At 51.1% G+C, this 18,574-nt stretch carries 21 protein-coding genes and 1 tRNA gene; 10 read left to right on the top strand and 12 right to left on the bottom strand.

Going from position 1 to position 18,574, the window contains the following annotated elements:
- Positions 1 to 2: 2 nt before the first annotated feature.
- From ACYVH9_RS23305 to ACYVH9_RS23295, 3 genes are all read right to left on the bottom strand, one after another.
- Positions 3 to 1,043 (bottom strand): ABC transporter transmembrane domain-containing protein, encoded by a 1,041-nt coding sequence (locus tag ACYVH9_RS23305; RefSeq protein WP_460638820.1) that lies wholly within the window; start codon positions 1,041 to 1,043, stop codon positions 3 to 5.
- Between the two features lie 428 nt (positions 1,044 to 1,471).
- Entirely contained in the window at positions 1,472 to 2,224 is a 753-nt protein-coding gene (locus tag ACYVH9_RS23300; protein ID WP_460638819.1) for a carboxypeptidase-like regulatory domain-containing protein, read from the bottom strand.
- Positions 2,225 to 2,431: 207 nt separating this feature from the next.
- Positions 2,432 to 2,812 carry a hypothetical protein gene (locus ACYVH9_RS23295; RefSeq protein WP_460638818.1) on the bottom strand — a complete coding sequence of 127 codons (381 nt, stop codon included), beginning with the start codon at positions 2,810 to 2,812 and terminating at the stop codon, positions 2,432 to 2,434.
- Positions 2,813 to 3,098: 286 nt separating this feature from the next.
- On the opposite strand from ACYVH9_RS23295, the gene ACYVH9_RS23290 reads away from it, so the two are divergent.
- Positions 3,099 to 3,305: a hypothetical protein gene (locus ACYVH9_RS23290; RefSeq protein WP_460638817.1), complete on the top strand. Its 207-nt coding sequence runs from the start codon at positions 3,099 to 3,101 to the stop codon at positions 3,303 to 3,305.
- Between the two features lie 32 nt (positions 3,306 to 3,337).
- Here the strand turns inward: ACYVH9_RS23290 and map are convergent, their stop codons facing one another.
- The 7 genes from map to ACYVH9_RS23255 form a co-directional block, all read right to left on the bottom strand.
- Positions 3,338 to 4,099: a type I methionyl aminopeptidase gene (gene map, locus ACYVH9_RS23285; protein WP_460638816.1), complete on the bottom strand. Its 762-nt coding sequence runs from the start codon at positions 4,097 to 4,099 to the stop codon at positions 3,338 to 3,340.
- 91 nt (positions 4,100 to 4,190) lie between these two features.
- Positions 4,191 to 4,757: a DUF4256 domain-containing protein gene (locus tag ACYVH9_RS23280; RefSeq protein WP_460638815.1), complete on the bottom strand. Its 567-nt coding sequence runs from the start codon at positions 4,755 to 4,757 to the stop codon at positions 4,191 to 4,193.
- Between the two features lie 92 nt (positions 4,758 to 4,849).
- Complete coding sequence (locus tag ACYVH9_RS23275) at positions 4,850 to 5,233, bottom strand: DoxX family protein (protein ID WP_460638814.1); 384 nt, start codon at positions 5,231 to 5,233, stop codon at positions 4,850 to 4,852.
- A gap of 10 nt (positions 5,234 to 5,243) precedes the next feature.
- Complete coding sequence (locus ACYVH9_RS23270; protein ID WP_460638813.1) at positions 5,244 to 5,711, bottom strand: SRPBCC domain-containing protein; 468 nt, start codon at positions 5,709 to 5,711, stop codon at positions 5,244 to 5,246.
- 5 nt (positions 5,712 to 5,716) lie between these two features.
- The gene (locus tag ACYVH9_RS23265; RefSeq protein ID WP_460638812.1) at positions 5,717 to 6,040 is read right to left on the bottom strand and encodes an ArsR/SmtB family transcription factor; all 324 of its coding nucleotides are present in this window, start codon (positions 6,038 to 6,040) and stop codon (positions 5,717 to 5,719) included.
- A gap of 262 nt (positions 6,041 to 6,302) precedes the next feature.
- A tRNA-Arg gene (locus tag ACYVH9_RS23260) sits at positions 6,303 to 6,374 on the bottom strand.
- Between the two features lie 139 nt (positions 6,375 to 6,513).
- Positions 6,514 to 7,188 carry an NUDIX hydrolase gene (locus tag ACYVH9_RS23255; RefSeq protein ID WP_460638811.1) on the bottom strand — a complete coding sequence of 225 codons (675 nt, stop codon included), beginning with the start codon at positions 7,186 to 7,188 and terminating at the stop codon, positions 6,514 to 6,516.
- A 237-nt stretch (positions 7,189 to 7,425) separates the two neighbouring features.
- On the opposite strand from ACYVH9_RS23255, the gene ACYVH9_RS23250 reads away from it, so the two are divergent.
- The 5 genes from ACYVH9_RS23250 to ACYVH9_RS23230 all read left to right on the top strand — a co-directional run bounded on the left by ACYVH9_RS23250 (position 7,426) and on the right by ACYVH9_RS23230 (position 12,826).
- Positions 7,426 to 8,151 (top strand): peptidase, encoded by a 726-nt coding sequence (locus ACYVH9_RS23250; protein ID WP_460638810.1) that lies wholly within the window; start codon positions 7,426 to 7,428, stop codon positions 8,149 to 8,151.
- A gap of 36 nt (positions 8,152 to 8,187) precedes the next feature.
- On the top strand, positions 8,188 to 9,030 hold the full coding sequence (locus ACYVH9_RS23245; RefSeq protein WP_460638809.1) for a transglutaminase family protein: 843 nt from the start codon (positions 8,188 to 8,190) through the stop codon (positions 9,028 to 9,030).
- A 94-nt stretch (positions 9,031 to 9,124) separates the two neighbouring features.
- A complete protein-coding gene (glmM, locus tag ACYVH9_RS23240; protein WP_460638808.1) occupies positions 9,125 to 10,534 on the top strand; it encodes a phosphoglucosamine mutase in 1,410 nt (469 codons plus the stop codon).
- 119 nt (positions 10,535 to 10,653) lie between these two features.
- A complete protein-coding gene (locus ACYVH9_RS23235; protein WP_460638807.1) occupies positions 10,654 to 11,823 on the top strand; it encodes a cysteine desulfurase family protein in 1,170 nt (389 codons plus the stop codon).
- 142 nt (positions 11,824 to 11,965) lie between these two features.
- Positions 11,966 to 12,826: an SDR family oxidoreductase gene (locus tag ACYVH9_RS23230; RefSeq protein WP_460638806.1), complete on the top strand. Its 861-nt coding sequence runs from the start codon at positions 11,966 to 11,968 to the stop codon at positions 12,824 to 12,826.
- Here ACYVH9_RS23230 and ACYVH9_RS23225 read toward each other — a convergent pair.
- Positions 12,823 to 13,956: a trans-sulfuration enzyme family protein gene (locus ACYVH9_RS23225; RefSeq protein WP_460638805.1), complete on the bottom strand. Its 1,134-nt coding sequence runs from the start codon at positions 13,954 to 13,956 to the stop codon at positions 12,823 to 12,825. The two genes, ACYVH9_RS23230 and ACYVH9_RS23225, sit on opposite strands and share 4 nt — an antisense overlap.
- 113 nt (positions 13,957 to 14,069) lie before the next feature.
- Between ACYVH9_RS23225 and ACYVH9_RS23220 the strand changes: the two genes are divergently transcribed.
- From ACYVH9_RS23220 to rlmB, 4 genes are all read left to right on the top strand, one after another.
- Positions 14,070 to 14,954 carry an SDR family oxidoreductase gene (locus ACYVH9_RS23220; protein WP_460638804.1) on the top strand — a complete coding sequence of 295 codons (885 nt, stop codon included), beginning with the start codon at positions 14,070 to 14,072 and terminating at the stop codon, positions 14,952 to 14,954.
- A gap of 161 nt (positions 14,955 to 15,115) precedes the next feature.
- Positions 15,116 to 15,883, top strand: coding sequence for a class I SAM-dependent methyltransferase (locus ACYVH9_RS23215; RefSeq protein WP_460638803.1), 768 nt, complete (start codon positions 15,116 to 15,118; stop codon positions 15,881 to 15,883).
- 63 nt (positions 15,884 to 15,946) lie between these two features.
- Complete coding sequence (locus tag ACYVH9_RS23210) at positions 15,947 to 17,335, top strand: GWxTD domain-containing protein (RefSeq protein WP_460638802.1); 1,389 nt, start codon at positions 15,947 to 15,949, stop codon at positions 17,333 to 17,335.
- Positions 17,308 to 18,120 carry a 23S rRNA (guanosine(2251)-2'-O)-methyltransferase RlmB gene (gene rlmB / locus ACYVH9_RS23205; protein WP_460638801.1) on the top strand — a complete coding sequence of 271 codons (813 nt, stop codon included), beginning with the start codon at positions 17,308 to 17,310 and terminating at the stop codon, positions 18,118 to 18,120. Before ACYVH9_RS23210 ends, rlmB begins: the two co-directional genes overlap by 28 nt.
- 59 nt (positions 18,121 to 18,179) lie before the next feature.
- Here rlmB and ACYVH9_RS23200 read toward each other — a convergent pair whose 3' ends face one another.
- Entirely contained in the window at positions 18,180 to 18,551 is a 372-nt protein-coding gene (locus ACYVH9_RS23200) for a c-type cytochrome (RefSeq protein ID WP_460638800.1), read from the bottom strand.
- Positions 18,552 to 18,574 lie beyond the last annotated feature (23 nt).

Below are 18,574 nucleotides of genomic sequence, written 5' to 3'. Positions count from 1 at the left end.
GATTACGTAGTTGGGGTTAGAACCGGAGATTGGGTTGGATTACTTTCAAACGCATCAGGTCCAATATCATCCAGCGGTAAATCCGTGACGCTACCCATTTTTTCAACGGCCGTCAGCATGTCAAAAACCGTATCAATTCCCGAAATCAGCTTTTCAACGGAGCTAGTAATCAATACAATCACCAATTCAGCCGCCACAAACTGGCCCAGCGTCATTTGCCGGTCGACCACCAGAGCTGTTCCCAGAATCAGCAAGCCACCGGTAACGACGGTTTTAAAAGCCAGCGAGTTATAATAAAACCGTTTCAGGACTTTAAAGTGTTGTTCGCGGTATTCGAGGTAATGCCCAACATATTCATCCGTTTGCGTAAGCGGCTCGTTCACTTTTTCTGACGTCCGGTAGTCGGCCAGCCGGGTGGCGATGTCTTCCAGCCAGGCCGCCATCTTGTATTTGTACTTCGATTCGTTCAGACTGGTCCGTAAGCCACTGGGACCCAGGATCCAGGCAATAATCGTAATCGTTACCAGCGTAAACAGACCGAATGCCAAAAAAACCGGGTGGTAAAACGACAGCAGCAGAATCCCAAACAGAATCTGGATAGCTGCGGCTATCAAATCAATGAGCAATTTAGGCAGGCCCTTCTGGATGGTCAGAACGTCAAAAAACCGGTTCATCAACTCGGGTGGATGCATTCCGTGCAAGGAATCGGGCCGGATGCGGGGCAATCGGTACGTAAATTCCATAGCCGCTTTTGCAAACAGCCGTTGCTCCAGCACTTCGACTAGTGCCCGCTGGCCAATCTGAATCAGTCCACTGATGATAACACCAACGACAACCAGGCCAATCAAAACGTATACCGAACTAAAAACCATGCCGCCCGAAACCAGGTTGAAAACCGCCTGAACCCCCAGCGGGAGCGACAGACTGATCAAACCCGCGACGAGCGCGTATAAGCAAACATACCAGATGTCCCGTTTTTCGGTCCCCAACAGCCGAATCAGACGCCGAAGAGGGGTAATCGTTGGATTGTTGTATGATCCCATACTGGATAAAATGCAAATTGTAAAATGGTGTAACTTGGTTTTTGCGAACTGATGCCTGCCACCAGGGCGATGCAGGAAACCAATCAGGGAACGGTAGTCTGTTACCGAAAAATTCCTGCGGTTCAGAATTTACCTGTCGCAAGAACCCCGATAACTGGAAAAATCCTGATCAATCCGCCGACTTAAAAGCTTCAAGAAGACTTTCCAGTCAGCGTTTGCACCTTGCCCTATGGGTCAGAGCATCATTTTCCCAATTAATTACAAAGTTACGGTAACTTCACGCAAAGAAAATTAGAAGATGGTTAGAAGGTGCTCAGAAACCCGCTTACATTTCTAATTAGCTCAACGAGTGCGTTGGTTTCACTCCCCTATAACAAAAAACCCGGCCGAGCCGGGTCGTTGAGGAAGCAGAAAAATCAAGTCAGGTGTTAGAGCGTATCCACCGTAATGACCAAATCGTAAAAGGTGGTGGCTCCGTTCTCTTCCTGGAACAGGGCTGTAACCGAGGGTTCGTGCTTTTTGAAGGAATTATGGACAGATACGCCCAGCGCTTTTCCGGTTGTTTTATCGCGGGCGCTAATTTTGTACTGCCCAACCGGAATATCATCAACGTAGTAGCGGTTTTCCGGCAAGCCTACAACCAGTTTTTTCCCTGTACTACCATCCACCAGGGGTCCAACCGGCTCCAGAATTATTTCCAGGTTCTCTTTTTCGATGGCGTCAACGTTGTGGTGAACTTCCAGTTTTGCCCCCAACGGGCGGTCATTTACGTCCGCGTCTACGGTTCGTTTGCCCGTCAGGCGGAATATAAAGTTTCGGACGGCCCCGTCGTAGGCGGAAAACACCCGGGTATTTTCCTCATACAGCGCCAGGCTGTAATTCTGGTTGTGATACTTGACCGTTACGGAACCGCTGGCGGTATAGGATCCGGCGGCTATGCCGGTTGTCACCCTAAAACTGTAATTCCCGTTGGCGTCGGTATAGCCCGTACTGGTTCTACTGCCGTAATCGGTGCTGCTGGCAACAATGACGGCATTGGCAACGGGTTTGCCCTGCTCGTCGACGACCCGACCTTTAACGACTCCTTCTTCGGGTTTACCGGATTCTTGCGGCCCGTCAACACCGGGTTCCGTGCAGGCCACTGTGCTCAGCAAAGCCATCATGACCAGAACTTGTTTCATTGCGTTCATTAAGTTGTTGTTTGTAAAGGTATCCGGGTTGTCCCCGTTATTTGATCGCTTAAAAATAAAAGCAGCAAGAGCGATTTTGAAAACCGTTGCGAACCGAGTTGTGGTAAGTGTTCCCTGAATTGCGGCAAGTGCCGGATCAATTGCGACAAAAAAAGAGCTTCCCTCTCGGGAAGCTCAAAACAACTGGTCGCTGGTGATTTATTTCTTCTTGTTCCCGCCGAACCGGACGGTTTGTACTTTACCCTTTACGTCGGCCGTCCAGTCAATCAGCAACGTGTTGGGTGTCGAACTCCCCGAGTAGCGAAATTCGTTCGTACCATCGCCCGCCGAATAGTAAGAGCTGCCATTCCGGTTGACATTCTCGACAACGAATGTCTCAAAACCGCGGCCGCTCACCTGCACCTCCGCTGAGCCGATTTGTTCGACGGTTACCTCCGCATTGGAATAGGAAGCAATGCCCACTTTATCTTCTACCGTGGCTGGCCCGGTGAATGTACCGCTGATGGATGGGTTGGCCTCCTGATCTTTACAGCTGCTGAAAGAGGCCAGAACAAGCAGCAGCAAACCGATTTTTTTCATACGCATTAGCATAACGAAGTTGTTTACTTGAACCAATTTCATCGAACGACGACAGCGGTTTTAAACAGAATGCCTAAACCGTCAAGCCACCGGCAATTCGATTGCCAAAATTGGGGATCAAACCGCAACTCGCTCCTACGGAACTACCTGAACTGCGCAAATCCGGCACTCAACTGTCATTTCTTTTTCATGATGTGTCTGGCCCGACCGTTCACTTTTGCCCGGTTTCAAAAACCTGGTGCGTATGCGCCCAGCACTGCCAAACCTACTCAAATGTTCGTTAATCATGAACCAGGCTAGACGGATCGAAAATCCAACACGCTCCAGATGGTATCCAAACCGGTCGAAACCGGATTTCTCATATAAGAAAGACGTTGGCTGGTGGGTCAATTTCAGCATAGCTAAAAACCGTATTTTTAAACCGTTGAAGATTTTTCCCCTCCCCGAACAGCAAAAAACCGGCTCTTACGCCGGTTTTAAGGAATTGATCTAATCTTTTTCAGGCTTTGCAAGCCCAATACGGTTCTAATTCCACAATTGATTGGCTGCCGTCAGAATAATAGGCTGCTGATCCGTGACCACAATAGTATGCTCGTGTTGCACCGCAAAGCTGTTCCGCACCGCCAGCGTCCAGCCATCTTCTTTCTCGTGCGCATACGATGAATTGGTCGACAAAAAGGTTTCGATGGCCACCACGGAGTTCTTCCGAAAGCGGGTTTTGATCGACCGGTCATAATAGCACAAAATCTCCCGCGGCTCTTCGTGCAAACTGCGACCAACGCCGTGCCCAGCCAGATTTTTTATCACCCGGAAACCAGCCTGCTTGGTTTCCGTTTCAATCAGACGCCCGATTTCAGCAATCTGCACCCCCGCTTTGATGCGACTGATGGCTTTGGCCAGAATCCGCTTCGAGGCATCCACCAGCGCCCCTCGCTGATGAATATCCTGGCCCAATACGAAAGAACCGCCATTATCTGACCAATAACCGTTCAGTTCGGCGGACACATCAATGTTGACCAGATCACCTTCCAGCATCAATCGTTTTGCCGACGGAATACCGTGGCAAACTTCCTCATTCAAGCTAATGCAGGTCCAGCCCGGAAAACCGTACGTGAGTTTGGGTGCCGACCGGGCTCCCTGCTCTTCCAGCAGTTTTCGACCGTACTGATCAAGTTCCAGCGTCGACATACCGGGCCGGGCGTATTGCTGCATAAGCCGGAGGGTTGAGCCGACAATCTGGCTAATCTGCTGCATACCAATCAGGTCTTCCTGTGATTGTAATGACATAACTTTATTGGTTTTGCGTTATCGCGTAGATTCTATTTACACAACCATTTTACGGGCAAAGTTTGTTTCGGGAGCCGCAAAAATAGGATGGTTAAACCCGCAAAACGCCCCGAAATGCTCTGGCACTGTAGTACGATTGCGCGCCGTTGTGGTACACAAAAACGTGATCGTAGCGACGATCGCCAAAAAGTGCCCCACCGAGTTCTCTGATCGCTGCTGGTGTTTTAATCCAGCTCGAAGTTTTTAAATCGAACTGGCCCAGTTGCTGCAACGCCCGGTATTGTTCCTCCGTTAAAAGTTCAATGCCCATTTCAGCCGCCATATCGATGGCGTTATTTTCCGGTTTATGCTCTTTCCGTGACTCCTGCCCTTCGTAATCGTAACAAACACTTCGGCGGCCTTTGGGGCTTTCGGCCGAACAATCATAAACTATGTATTCGCCCGTTTCTTTATCGAACCCGACTACATCCGGTTCTCCATCCGTCATTTCCATTTCATTGAGCGACCACGCTTTTTCAGGATTCGCTTCGATTCTTGCCTGCACGTCGGTCCATTCCAGCCCAGGATGGCGGTTCTTATTTTTCGCAAAACGGACGCGTAAAATGCTGAAGAGTTCTTCCTGTTGTTGGGCCGACAACGTGGTTTTAGAGTGATTCATGGCGTTTTTGGTTTTAGATGATTACGGATTTACCGGGAAACGAATTAAATTCTTGCTGTTGCTTTGGGACTGCTGATCCCAGAAAACAACGTTCACTGAATAGCCGTCCTCACTTTTCGACTCGCCGGTCTGAAGTACCATGATATAACCGTCAAAATCAAAAGTAACAGCGAGCCCGCTATTTCCGTTACAGGATTACCCGATACCAGGTGCGAAAATACCGCCCCCGACATGGCAAAGAAAAAACCGGCATACGTCCATTCTTTCAGTAAAGGGAATTTAGGAATTAGCAAAGCAACAACGCCCAACAGCTTCCAAACGCCCAATAGGGTTAGCATATAGGCCGGATAGCCCAGCCTGGTCATCAAATCAACTTCTTCCTTTATATTGAGCAATTGCACCATTCCCGTGGACAGCATTCCCAGGGAAAGCCAGGCCGTAGCAACCCAGTAGACGATTGTATTCCTCTTTGTCATCACGAACGTCTTATTTGAATTTTTCTACCACCTCCTGCAATCGGTTATGGGCCCTGTTTAAGCCATAAGCAAAGGGTAACTTCAGCATTTGATCCCGGTGAGCAACCGATTTGTAGACGATGTGCATGGTGAGTTTGCTGGTGTCATCCGGTAGTGCTTCAAACTCCAGAAACTCCAGCTGAACCGGAAAGGGCGTGTTCTCCATCTCAAACGTGCGGGTAATTTTCAGGTTGGGTATAAACTCGTGGATGACTCCATTGGACTGAAAAACCACATTCCCCGCAGCATCGGTGGTTTCGAATTGCCAGCTGCCGTGTCTTTTACATTCCAGTTTCAGCACCTTTGTTCCCATCCATTGGGCCACAAGGTCGGGCTCCACATACGCTTTGAACAATAGATCCAGGGGCAGATCAAATTGCCTCGTGATCACTAAATCCTGTTTGCCGTCCTCGGCCTTGATTTCTGTTTTTCGTTCCATGCAGTCTATTTTTTGGATTGGTATTGTTTCATGACGCTTTCCAGTTTCGTAAACCGTTCCTCCCACATTTGGCGGAATGGCTCGATGAAGTCAGCTATTTCCTTCATCTTATGCGGATTGAGATGATAGTAAATTTCCCGGCCCTGTTGCTCCTGTTTCAGCAATTCGCACTCAGTGAGTATTTGCAGATGTTTTGAAACCGTGGGTCTGGCCGTGTCAAAGTTGGATGCAATGCCCCCGGCCGTCATGGATTGTGTAGCAACCAGCATCAGGATGGCTCTTCTGGTCGGGTCGGCAATGGCTTGGAATACGTCTCTTCTCAGATTCATTATGTAGCTATTTGACTACAAATATAAGCGTAGTCATTTAACTACGCAACTTTATTATAAAGGCAGAATCGACGATTTTGATGAAAGCGCGATGAACGTAAAACGAGCTTGAATCGATCACGGATCAAGGCTATACCCGTGATTTAGCGCAAGATTTCCAGTGCTGAAACGTGCGTATTGTTGAAGATATGCAGAAGAATTTGGGATCAGGCTAGACTTTCAAAAGTAAAAAGCCCTCCACATTACTGTAGAAGGCTTTTCGTGAACCCGAAGGGATTCGAACCCCTATCTTCAGAACCGGAATCTGAAATTCTATCCATTGAACTACGGGTCCATTGCCGAGGACTGTGCCCCGTTTCGGGTTGCAAATATAGGGATTATTCCCTCGTTTTCACAAACTGTTTTTTTTCTTTTTCTTTTTTCGTTCCGCTTTTTTCTGGTCCCTGGGGCAAGTTCACGGCTTTTACCCTCACTTACAGCAACTTCATGGTGTCATAATCGCCTACCGCTTGCAGGTATAAAAAATGCAGCAGCAAGCCGTTGATGTTCGTAATCAGTTTGTGCGCTTCGGGCAGCGTGGTAACAACGGTGGTGATGCGTTCGAATTCCGAGGCTACCCCCATGTCCTTGTGGTGAAACGCCAGTATCTCGGCCCGCGGCATTTTACGCTCCACAAAATAGTAGTGCATGGCCTCATCGCTCGTGCCGGTGCTCGGAAAACAAAGCCGGTTCATCAATTTGGTCAGTTCTTCCGGCGTCACTGTCAGCCCGATCTCCTCGCCTACTTCACGGGCCGCCACCTCCGCCGGATCGTCGGAAGCATCGACCATCCCGGCCGGATGCTCATACGTGTGCGAACCGTCGCAAATTCGCCGTTGCCGCACCAGAACCACGTATTTTTCACCCGTTTCCTGATCAATAAGGCAAACCAGAACCGAAACCGCGTGCCCTTTTAAAAAGAGCGCAGGTGGTATCTTGTCGCCCTCCGGCGTGTCGGCATCGACTTCCAACATGGCAAAAAGCACCTCGCCATTGTGTCGCCGGCGAACGTAATATTCATCGACTTTATGAATAATCAGACCGTTCGTTTCGGCTTGTTGTTTCCAGAAACGGTATTTTGGAGCCTCAACAACTGATTCTTTTTTCATATAAATTCATATTGAAATAATAGAGGTCGGCAATGCGTGTTAAATACCCGGAAAGCCGTTGTCAGCGCAAATAACACATCTTTTTTAGGATGTACACAAATTCCGATTCAATCACTTCGTTCTACCGCCCGCTTTCTTCTCAGCGAGTTGTTTTTGCAAAAACTGGTTTAAAACGGAAGTCAAATTTCGGAAACCTGTATATTTGTCACTCGCCATAGCTTGTAGTTTACTGATTCAATGACGTATTGTTTAGGTATCAAAGTAGCCTCCGGCCTCGTTGCCATTGCCGACACCCGACTTACTTCCGGCTCCGAAGTTTCGAGCAATCGCAAGATTTCGGTCCACGAACTGGAAAATCATTCGCTGTTCATCATGACCTCCGGTCTGCGTTCTGTACGCGATAAAGCCATCACGTATTTCAAAGAAGTGATCGGCGAAAAAGACCGTTCGTTCAACAAACTATACAAAGCCGTCAATGCGTTCGGTGAGCAGGTCCGACGGGTTGCTCAGGAAGACAAAGCCGCTCTGGAGGCTTCTGCGCTCCATTTTAACCTGAATGCGATTGTGGGCGGCCAGCTGGAAGACGACGAAGAGCACAAGCTGTATATGCTGTACCCCGAAGGCAACTGGGTGGAGGTCGACCGCGGATCACCGTTCAAGATCATCGGCAATTCGGGCTACGGCAAACCGTTGCTCTACCGCAATCTGACCTACGAATCGTCCCTCCAAGAAGCCCTGAAAATGGGTTTTCTGGCATTCGATGCTACTCGGGTCAGCGCCAACGATGTGGACTATCCGCTCGATGTGGCCGTTTATTCCAAAGACAGCTTTCACCTGGTCGAGCACCGGTTTCAGAAAGAAGATGTGGAAGCCATTTCCAATCAATGGAGTGTGCTGCTGAACAATTCCGTTCGCAAACTCCCGAATGCCTGGATGGACCCCATATTCGACAAAATCATTTAATTCGGACGGCTAATTGGGTTAAACTTTCCTTACTCCATGAAACTTCGGGTCAGGCACGAACTTCGGTATGATTATTCCTCCGCGGTAATTCTCAAACCGCATACGCTGTATTTGTACCCCAGAATTTACCCCCATCAACGGTTAACCGGTTATCAGCTCCACATTGATCCGTTGCCCGATCAACGGATCATGAATGTTGATATTGAGGGCAATGTTCAACAGATTGTTTATTTCAAGGGACTCGCCGAATCGCTCACGATCAAGGCTGATATGGAGGTCGAATCGGCTCCGTATAACGGCTACGATTTTGTGTTGTTTCCCTTTGAAACCAACCGCATACCGTTCAACTACTCGGATGCTGACCGCAAATTATTAGAGCCGTATCTGGAACGATCTGCCGTCACAACCCTGATTGAGCAATACGCCCGTCAGCTTGCGTCGGAAGCCAAATGGAATACCGTAGACTTTTTATCCCTGCTCTGTCGAACCATTAGCAGCACGTTTTTTTACGAAAAACGCGAACTGGGACCCGCTGCCTCCGCCGAGGAGACCTTAATATACCGTAAAGGAACCTGCCGCGACTACGCCGTGCTCTACATTGCCGCCTGCCGAAGTCTCGGCCTGGCCGCCCGGTTTGTTAGCGGGTATCTGTACGGCAATCCGCAACAGGATCATGAACTCCACGCCTGGGCGGAAGTTTATCTGCCTGGGTCGGGATGGCGCGGTTTTGATCCGACAGGCGGCTCGGTTGTCATCAGCCACCACGTTTCCCTGGCCGCGTCTTTCTTTCACGACCGGCTGGCTCCCCTAACCGGAATTTTCGAAGGGACCGCTCGCTCAACAATGACGGCCAAGGTGTCAATAACCGGGTCAGAATAGAAAAAAGAAGCTATATTTGTTTCCTATCCAGCGTTAAGGAGCTGGGCTCTTCCCGACGAATCTCCTTACTCCTTAACCCTATCTCTATCTAAACGTGGCATTAATCAAGTCGATCTCCGGCATACGCGGAACAATTGGTGGGCGCAGTGGCGATGGCCTCACGCCTTTGGATGTAGTGAAGTTTGCAGCTGCCTATGGGCAATGGTTACGGCAGCAACACCCTGACAACCGCACGGTAGTCATTGGGCGCGACGGCCGCTTATCGGGCGAAATGATCTCGAAATTAGTGACAGCTACACTTCAGGGACTGGGTCTGAACGTTATTGATCTGGGTTTATCGACTACACCAACGGTCGAGATTGCCGTAACGGGTGAGAAAGCTGCGGGCGGTATTATCCTGACAGCCAGCCACAACCCGATTCAATGGAATGCCCTCAAACTCCTGAACGAAAAGGGTGAGTTTATTTCCGAAAAAGACGGCTCGGAGGTTCTGGCCATTGCTGAATCGGAAGCCATCGACTTTGCCGACGTTCGGAAGTTGGGCAGCTACCGGACCGACGATACCTGGCTTCAGAAGCACATTGATGCCATTCTGGCCCTGCCGCTGGTCGACCGGGAAGCCGTTGCCGCCCGGAATTTCAAAATTGTTGTCGATGCCGTCAACTCCACCGGTGGCATTGCAGTTCCGATGCTGCTCGAAGCGCTCGGTGTTGAAACCGTGCATCGGCTGCACTGCGAACCCACCGGCAATTTCGCCCACAATCCCGAACCGCTGCCCGAAAACCTGCGCGACATCATCCACGAGATTGAAAAGAACGAGTACGATCTCGGCATTGTTGTCGACCCGGATGTAGACCGGCTGGCGCTGATCTGCGAAGATGGTTCGCCGTTTGGGGAAGAATATACGCTGGTGGCTGTGGCCGACTACATTCTGAAAAACCGGAACCCGGAACAAGGGCCGGGCAATACGGTTTCCAACCTGTCGTCGACGGTGGCCCTGCGCGATGTGACGCAGAAATACGGCGGCAAACATTCGGCCTCAGCGGTTGGCGAAGTCAATGTGGTCGAAATGATGAAAACCGTTGGCGCGGCCATCGGGGGCGAAGGCAACGGTGGGATCATTTACCCCGATCTGCACCTGGGTCGTGACGCACTCGTTGGCATTGCCCTGTTTTTGACCCATCTGGCGAAATTTGGTAAATCAGCGTCCATGCTGCGCCGGATTTATCCCAACTATTACATTTCCAAAAATAAGATTGAACTGACCCCCGATATTGACGTGGATGCCGTGCTGGAACAGATCAAGACGAAGTACGCGAAAAACCCCATCAACACCATCGACGGCGTCAAAATTGAATTTGATAGAGAATGGGTTCATTTGCGGAAATCAAACACCGAACCCATCATCCGGATTTATTCCGAATCTGACACCCTCTCGACCGCCGATTACCTGGCGAACAAAATCATTTCAGACATCAAAGAAGTGATTTCCACGAAACGATAGCCAACCGGCTGCGGATAGCTTTCTTAACGTAAATTCCGGAGCGACTTATTTTCAGGCCCGCCCAGACGCTCCGGAGTTTACGTTATTTTGTACCTTTGCGCTGTATTACACAACATCACATGCGCGCTTACTTTGACAATGCAGCCACTACCCGACTTGATCCGCAGGTATTGGAAGCCATGCTCCCGTTGATGACCGAGGATTTTGGCAATCCTTCGTCCATCCACTCCCACGGCCGAAAAGTACGAACGGCCATTGAACGGGCCCGAAAAACCGTTGCTACCCTGCTCAATACGTCACCGGCCGAAATCTTCTTTACCTCCGGCGGTACCGAAGCCGACAATACCGCCATCCGGAGTTCGATCGAAACGTACGGTTTAACGCACGCCATCACGTCTCCGCTGGAACACCACGCCGTTCTGCACACACTGGAGCATCTGGCCAAACAGGGCAAAATCAAGCTGAGCCTGTTGGAGGTAGACGAAAAAGGGCGCATCAATCTGGCGCATTTCGAAGAATTACTACGTACCCAGCCCAACACGCTGGTGTCATTGATGCACGGTAATAACGAGATTGGCAACCTCCTCGACCTGACCACCGTCGGCAACCTGTGCCGGGAGTATCAGGCAATTTTTCACGCCGATACGGTGCAGACGATGGGGCATTTCCGTCACGATCTACAGCAGTTACCGGTTGACTTTATTGTTGGGGCAGCCCATAAATTCCACGGCCCTAAAGGTGTCGGCTTCCTGTATACCAACAGCAATACCCGCGCCGGGCGCGGGGCCATTCATCCGTTTGTACACGGCGGTTCGCAGGAGCGCAATATGCGGGGCGGCACCGAAAATGTCTATGGTATTGTGGGGTTGGCAAAAGCGCTGGAAATCGCTTATGCAGAGATGGATACGCACCGTCAATACATCGAAAATCTGAAAGGCCGGATGATTGATCAGCTGCGCGAAAAGCTGGAAGGAGTTTCATTTAACGGCCTCTCGGATAACCTTTCGGAAAGCCTTTACACGGTTTTGAACGTTAGCCTGCCTGCTTCCGACATGAGCGACATGCTGCTGTTCAACCTCGATATTGCGGGTATTTCAGCATCGGGTGGTAGTGCCTGCACCAGCGGTTCTAACCTTGGCTCCCACGTGCTATCCGCCCTCCCCGACAATGATCCCGAGCGTGGGGCAATCCGCTTCTCCTTCAGCAAATACAACACCCCCGACGAAGTTGACTACGTGGTTGATACGCTGGTTGGTTTGTTCAAACGTGAGCAGGAAGCGATAAAATGATGAACGATGGATTAAAGGGTGATGAACGACGAATGAATTAACCCATCGTTCATCGTTCCTAATTCATCATTAACCAAAACTTCTCCCGCTCCAACGGGTTACTTTTTTGTTGTCGTCAACCAAAAAACAACCTGAAAGGATCATGCAATCCCGAACCTGTCTGATTACCGGTGCCAATTCTGGCATTGGAAGAATAACGGCCCTGGAGCTCGCCAAAAAAGGCTTCGATATAATTATGCTGTGCCGGAGCCTGGACAAGGCCCGACCTGTTCGTCAGGAAATAAAAAAGGTCAGCAAAACCGGACACGTCGACTTAATCTGGTGCGATATGGCCAGCCAGTCCTCCGTACTCCAGGCGGCCCGCGAGGTATCCGACCGGTACGATCGGCTTGACGTTCTGCTCAACAATGCCGGTTTGTACATCGAAAAAGAAGAATTTTCGCCCGAAGGTATTGAACTGACGTTTGCCACCAATCACCTCGGCCCCTTCCTACTAACCAACCTGTTGCTGCCCCTGCTGCGGAAAGGAACGTATTCCCGCGTGATAACGGTTTCTTCCGAAGCCCACCGCTGGGATCGGGGTTTTATTCTGGAAGAACTAGCCAAACCGCGCAAATACAACGGCATGAAGGCCTATGGGGCTTCGAAACTGTGCAATATTCTGTTTGCCCGGGAGCTGGCCGACCGCCTGGCCGACGATGGCATTACCTCGAACAGCCTGCATCCGGGAGCCGTCAAAACCAACTTCGGGACCACATCCAGCAGTTTCCAGGGACTGGTTTTCAACTTGATGCGCCCTTTTTTCATCAGTCCGGAAAAGGGCGCCGAAACCAGTATTTACCTGGCTTCAGCGCCGGAGCTGGAAAAAGTAACGGGTTTGTACTTTGCCAAATGCCGACCCAAAACCCCCAGCGCAGCCGCCCAAAGCCGGTATTATGCTACCGAACTCTGGACGTTGAGTGAGCAAATCACCCAATTAAAAAACCGTCTGGTTACGGTTTAAAGCGGCTTGGCGTGTAACAACGCTTGTTCCAGATCCGCAATCAGGTCGTCGGCATGTTCGAGGCCCACCGAAATGCGCAGTAAATTCTGCGGGGTTGTTGTGTTCGAGCCTTCCACGGAGGCCCGGTGTTCGATCAGGCTTTCCACTCCGCCGAGGCTCGTAGCCCGGGTGAAGAGCCGTAAGTGCCCGGCTACCGCCATCGCGGCTTCGGCGCCGTCCAGAATCTGCACGGAAAGCATGGCCCCAAATAGACTCATCTGTTGCTGCGCAATGGCATAGCCCGGATGGGTTTCCAGTCCTGGATAATGCACCGCTTCAACAGCCGGATGCCGACTAAGAAATTCGGCCAGTTGCAAAGCCGTTTCCGATTGGGCTCGAATGCGGGTAGTAAGCGTTTTGATGCCCCGCAACAACATCCAGCAATCGAAGGGTGAAGCCACGGCACCGCCCAGTACTTGGATCCGCCGAACGCGCTGGTACAACGCGTCGTTTTCTTTAAAAATCAGGGCTCCACTCAGCACATCACTGTGACCGCCGATGTACTTGGTCGTCGAGTGCATGACTACATCACAGCCCAACTCGAGCGGCCGTTGCAGAATAGGCGTAGCCCAGGTGTTGTCACAGGCGCACCACGCCCCGGCTTCGTGCGCCAGGTCGGCAATGGCCCGAATATCGGCAATTTTCAGCAGCGGATTAGACGGGGTTTCGATCCAGACCAGCCGCGTATTTTCGTGAATTGATGCCCGAATGTCGTCCAGATTTGTAAAGTCAGCGCGGGTGTAGGTTAAACCCCACGGATGAAAAAGTTCTTCGAGCAAAGCCGGGGTTCCGTGGTAGGCATCATCGCCAATCACGACGTGATCACCGGGGCTGAGGCCCAGCAGCAACGTCATGGTAGCAGCTTGCCCGGAACTAAACGCCAGCCCGGCAAAACCGCCTTCTAGCTGCGCCAGGGCGGATTCGAGCGCATCGCGGTTGGGGTTACTGGTACGGGCGTAAACGTGGCCATGCGGAAATGAGCCATCGGCATCCCGTTCGAATGTTGTACTGAGCGAAATGGGTGGCACAACGGCCCCGGCGTTGGCGTCAGCCGCCCGGTTTTGGTATATAGCAAGTGTTTCGGGGTGCATACGGTTTTTGTTTACGCGAAAATACAGCTAGTTTAGGTTTTGGTGTATAGTTTTTGATTAATAGACTTGTACGCCAGGACCCAGTAGATGATCAACCTTAGACTACAAAACGGATGATGAAAGCCGAAGGAATGCTCCGGGAGGATGCCTTGAAAGATAAAACAATTATTGTAACCGGGGGCGGAACGGGACTCGGAAAATCGATGGCCCGGTATCTTCTGCAACTGGGGGCCAACGTGGTCATCTGTAGCCGGCGACTGCCCGTACTGGAAGCCACAGCCGCCGAACTGATGGACGAAACCGGTGGTCAGATTTTGCCAGTTGCCTGCGATGTCCGAAATCCGCAGGAGATTGAGAACGTCATCGCGCAAACCGTCGAGCGGTTTGGACGAATCGACGGTTTGCTGAACAACTCGGCGGGCAACTTCATCAGTCCAACCGAACGGTTATCGTACAAAGCTTTTGATGTGGTGGTGGATATTGTGCTGCGTGGCACCTACTACTTCACGCTGGCCGTTGGCAAATACTGGATTGAAAACCAGATTCCAGGTACGGTTTTAAACATTTCCACGACGTATGCCACCACGGGTTCGGGCTACGTTGTTCCGTCGGCGGTGGCCAAAGGTGGAGCGCTCATTCTGGTGAAATCATTAGCTGCTGAATGGGCCAAATACGGCATCCGCCTGAACGCCATCGCCCCCGGCCCATTTCCGACCAAAGGAGCCTGGGACCGACTTTTCCCGGAACCGCTCGTGAAAATGATGGACCCTACCAGCCGTATTCCGCTCAGGCGCGTGGGTGATCACCAGGAACTGGCCAACCTGGCGGCTTACCTGCTATCGGATTATTCCGCTTACATGACCGGCGAATGCATCACCCTCGACGGTGGAGAAGTGCTGGCCGCCGGAGAGTTCAATTACCTGGAAAAGGTACGTCCGGAGGAATGGGATGAAATCGGGAAGGCCATCAAACAGGCCAACAAAGCCGACAAGGCGTAGCTATCTGCCGAAAGAATTTTAAAGCTCTGGCAAATGCCGTACCTTTGAGCCGTGATGAGATGTTTTTTCAGGATTGTTGTGATGACCCCTTTCAACTAGGGCATTCTTTGCTTTTAAATCCTGTAAATCATTTTAATCCGCGGAATCCGAGTTGAAGACTTATGTATAAAACCACAGAAATAACCTCTGCCGAAATTGCTTCCGACAACCCCGTTCACCAGCGGTTGTTGTTTCCGTACGTCGAAGCGGCCCAGATCGTTCGCGGCAACGTACTGGAAATTGGATGTGGCTGGGGGCGCGGGCTGGAATTGCTGACGCAGGCAGCCAATCATTATACCGGCATCGACAAAAACGATGCCCTGATTCAATCGCTTCGGCAGGAATACCCCAAATCAACTTTTATTCAGGCTAACATTCCTCCCCTGAGCGGGCTGGCCGACAACACCTTCGATTATATCGTTACGTTTCAGGTCATTGAACACATCGAAAATGACGATTTGTTCGTAAAAGAAGCGTACCGCGTGTTGAAACCCGGCGGTACGCTGCTGCTGACCACGGTAAACCGGATGTTTTCGCTGACCCGCAATCCGTGGCACGTTCGGGAGTATACGGCGGACGAACTGAAAAAATTGCTGGGCCGGTATTTCCCGACGGTTGAAACGCAGGGCATTCACGGCAACAGGAAAGTGATGGAATATTACGAACAGAATAAAAAATCCGTCGAGAAGATCACCCGCTACGACGTATTCGATCTGCAACACCGCCTACCCCGCTGGATGCTGCAAGTCCCTTACGATTTGCTGAACCGATTGAACCGAAATAAGTTATTGGAAGCAGATAGTCTGGCGGCCGACATCCGGCATACCGACTATCAGTTGACCAACACCCCCGCCGGAAGCCTGGATTTCTTTTACATTGCAAAGAAATAAGGCCCTGAGGTTGACGGGATTGATGGTTTTGTTCGTTGTATGGAAGAATACCCTAAAATCAGTATGAGATTAGCCATTATCCTACTCTGTACAGCTTTATGCGGGGCTTGTGCTTCCGGTAAACGCAGCAAAAATACGGAAACCGCAACGAACCGGATCGAACGAAATGATCGACCAGCCGAACGCGCTACCGAGCGGCTATCCGAACGTCCTACAGAACGGGCTACCAATCGCCCGGCGGCTTCGGAGCCCGCCCAAACCGCCCCGCAGCCCGCTCAGAACAGCTGGCGCGTGGTGTCGACGAAGGGTCGTTTTATCGGTAAAGATTCGTCGACGATCCGGGTGTACATGACCCTTATGGTTCGCAAAGGCGCAGAATATGCCACTGTGGAGGATTTCACCTCTCAGTTTATGTACAATTATGTTATTTATCCGGATTACAACAGCCGCGAACGATTGGGCTATGGCAATATTCCTCTCTCCTCCGAATCCGTAATCCGGGAAAATTCGCCCGAATCCGGCGATGTGCTGACGGTTTTCTTCGACGTAAAAAAACCGGCCAATGCCCCTAACGGGGTGATGCTGAACGAAATCACCGAAATCAGCACCGGTCGAAAAGTGCTGAACGACCTGCCCATCCGGTTTAAAACCGTCAAGCTGGGGGATCGATTTGCCCTCTACGATCCCAAAACCACCCTTCCGCTGCAACACCATTATGTCAACGCTGGTGATACGGTGGTGATCCGGGATGTGGCCGGGGCCGTTTCCAAACCGTTGCTGCTGTATCGCTATCGGCACGATTTCGACCCGGCGCAATCGCCGATGAATACCACACCCCGACCGGCCGCCAAAACGCTGGACATCGACACAACCCTGCAGGTAACGACCAATCAGCCCTTTTCACTGCCGGAAGAAGGATTGTATTATTTTCTGGAAGACACCGCCGACGCTTACGGCATCGGCCTGGTGGTAGCTGACAACCGATTCCCGAAGCTGACTCGTCCTGAAAAACTGGTCAAACCGGTTTTATACGTCAGTACCAACACGGAAATCAACGGCCTTAATTCCGCTTCCGACTCCAAAAAAGCCTTGGATCGGTACTGGCTGACGATGATGGGCGGGGATCAGAGCCTGGCCCGGGGGGCCATTAAAGCCTATTACGGTCGGGTGGAAGAAGCCAACCGACTTTTTACCACCTACAAAGAAGGGTGGAAAACCGACAAAGGCATGATTTACATTGTGCTGGGCCCACCCGACCGCGTTCAGCGCAGCCGCGACCGCGAGGTTTGGGTATATAACCAACGGGCCAATGTGTCGGAAATTAATTTTACATTTAATCGAAAACCGAATCAATTTGTCGAGGATCACTATGAACTGGTGCGATATGTCGAATATCAACCCATCTGGTATCCCGTAGTCGAAGCATGGAGAACCGGCGCAATTCGCGAGTAAATCCGTATCATCAGAACAAACCCAAGCAATACTCCAGCGAGGAGATGGTGTTTGGTATTCAATCCGTTACCGAAATTCTGCGGTCGGGCAAAGACATTGACCGCCTTTATCTGGTCAAGGAAGGCAGCTTCCCCGAAATTCAGCAACTGGCGTTCGAACGTCGCGTCACCATTCAGCGGGTTCCGGCCGAAAAGCTGGACCGAATTACGCGCAAGAACCACCAGGGTGCCATCTGTTTCGTTTCGGCAATCCATTACGCCAAGCTCTCGAATGTCATTACGGGAGTTTACGAACAGGGGCAGGTACCGCTCCTACTCATCCTCGACCGGATCACCGACGTGCGTAATTTCGGGGCCATTGCCCGGACGGCCGAATGTGCTGGTGCGCAGGGTATCGTTATTCCGGCGCGGGGAGCGGCCCTGATCAATGCCGACGCCATGAAAACGTCGTCGGGTGCCCTGAGCCATTTACCGGTTTGCCGGGAGGTGCACCTGGAGGAAACGATCAAATACCTGAAAGATTCGGGCGTGAAAGTGGTGGCCTGTACCGAGAAAACCGACCATTATCTCTACGACGTCGATATGTCGGGACCAACCGCTATCATTATGGGCTCGGAAGACGACGGTATTTCGGAGGAGCTACTGCGTCTGGCCGATCACCACGCCCGCATTCCGCTGGTGGGCCAGGTCGAATCGCTGAATGTGTCGGTGGCTACAGGCGTTGTGCTGTACGAGGCCGTTCGTCAGCGGATTTTCAGCGAACCACCCATTGATGAAGGGTTTTGATATGGTACAATTGCTCCAAAATAAAAATCCCCGCTTTCGGCGGGGATTTTTGCTGTTCATTAAGACTTTTTCTTCGCAGCTGGCTTCTTGGCGGGCGCTTTAGCTCCACCATCCAGTGAGTTGATCCACTTGGCCATTTTCAGGGCCTCATCTTTCGGCACGTTTTTCAGCGGGGCCATTGGCGGATAACCGGGCCAGTGTTCTGGCTTTGGGTCGTAAATCAGTTCCACAATCTGAGCGTCGGTGTATTTCTTTTTTGCAACCTCTTTGTAAGGAGGACCCACCAAACGCGTATCCGGATTGTGACAGGCCAGACAGGCGTTTTTTTGCAGCAACCCCTTGATGTCGTCCGGTATCGCGGTTTGCGCGTTACTGTCGACGGTAATTGCGGTCAGGGCAACCGCAATGAGTAGTCCAAACGTTTTTTTCATGAAAATACAATTAAAGCTATGAG

It is taken from the genome of Larkinella harenae (genome assembly GCF_054780515.1).
This window is presented reverse-complemented; position numbering and strand designations above follow the sequence as displayed.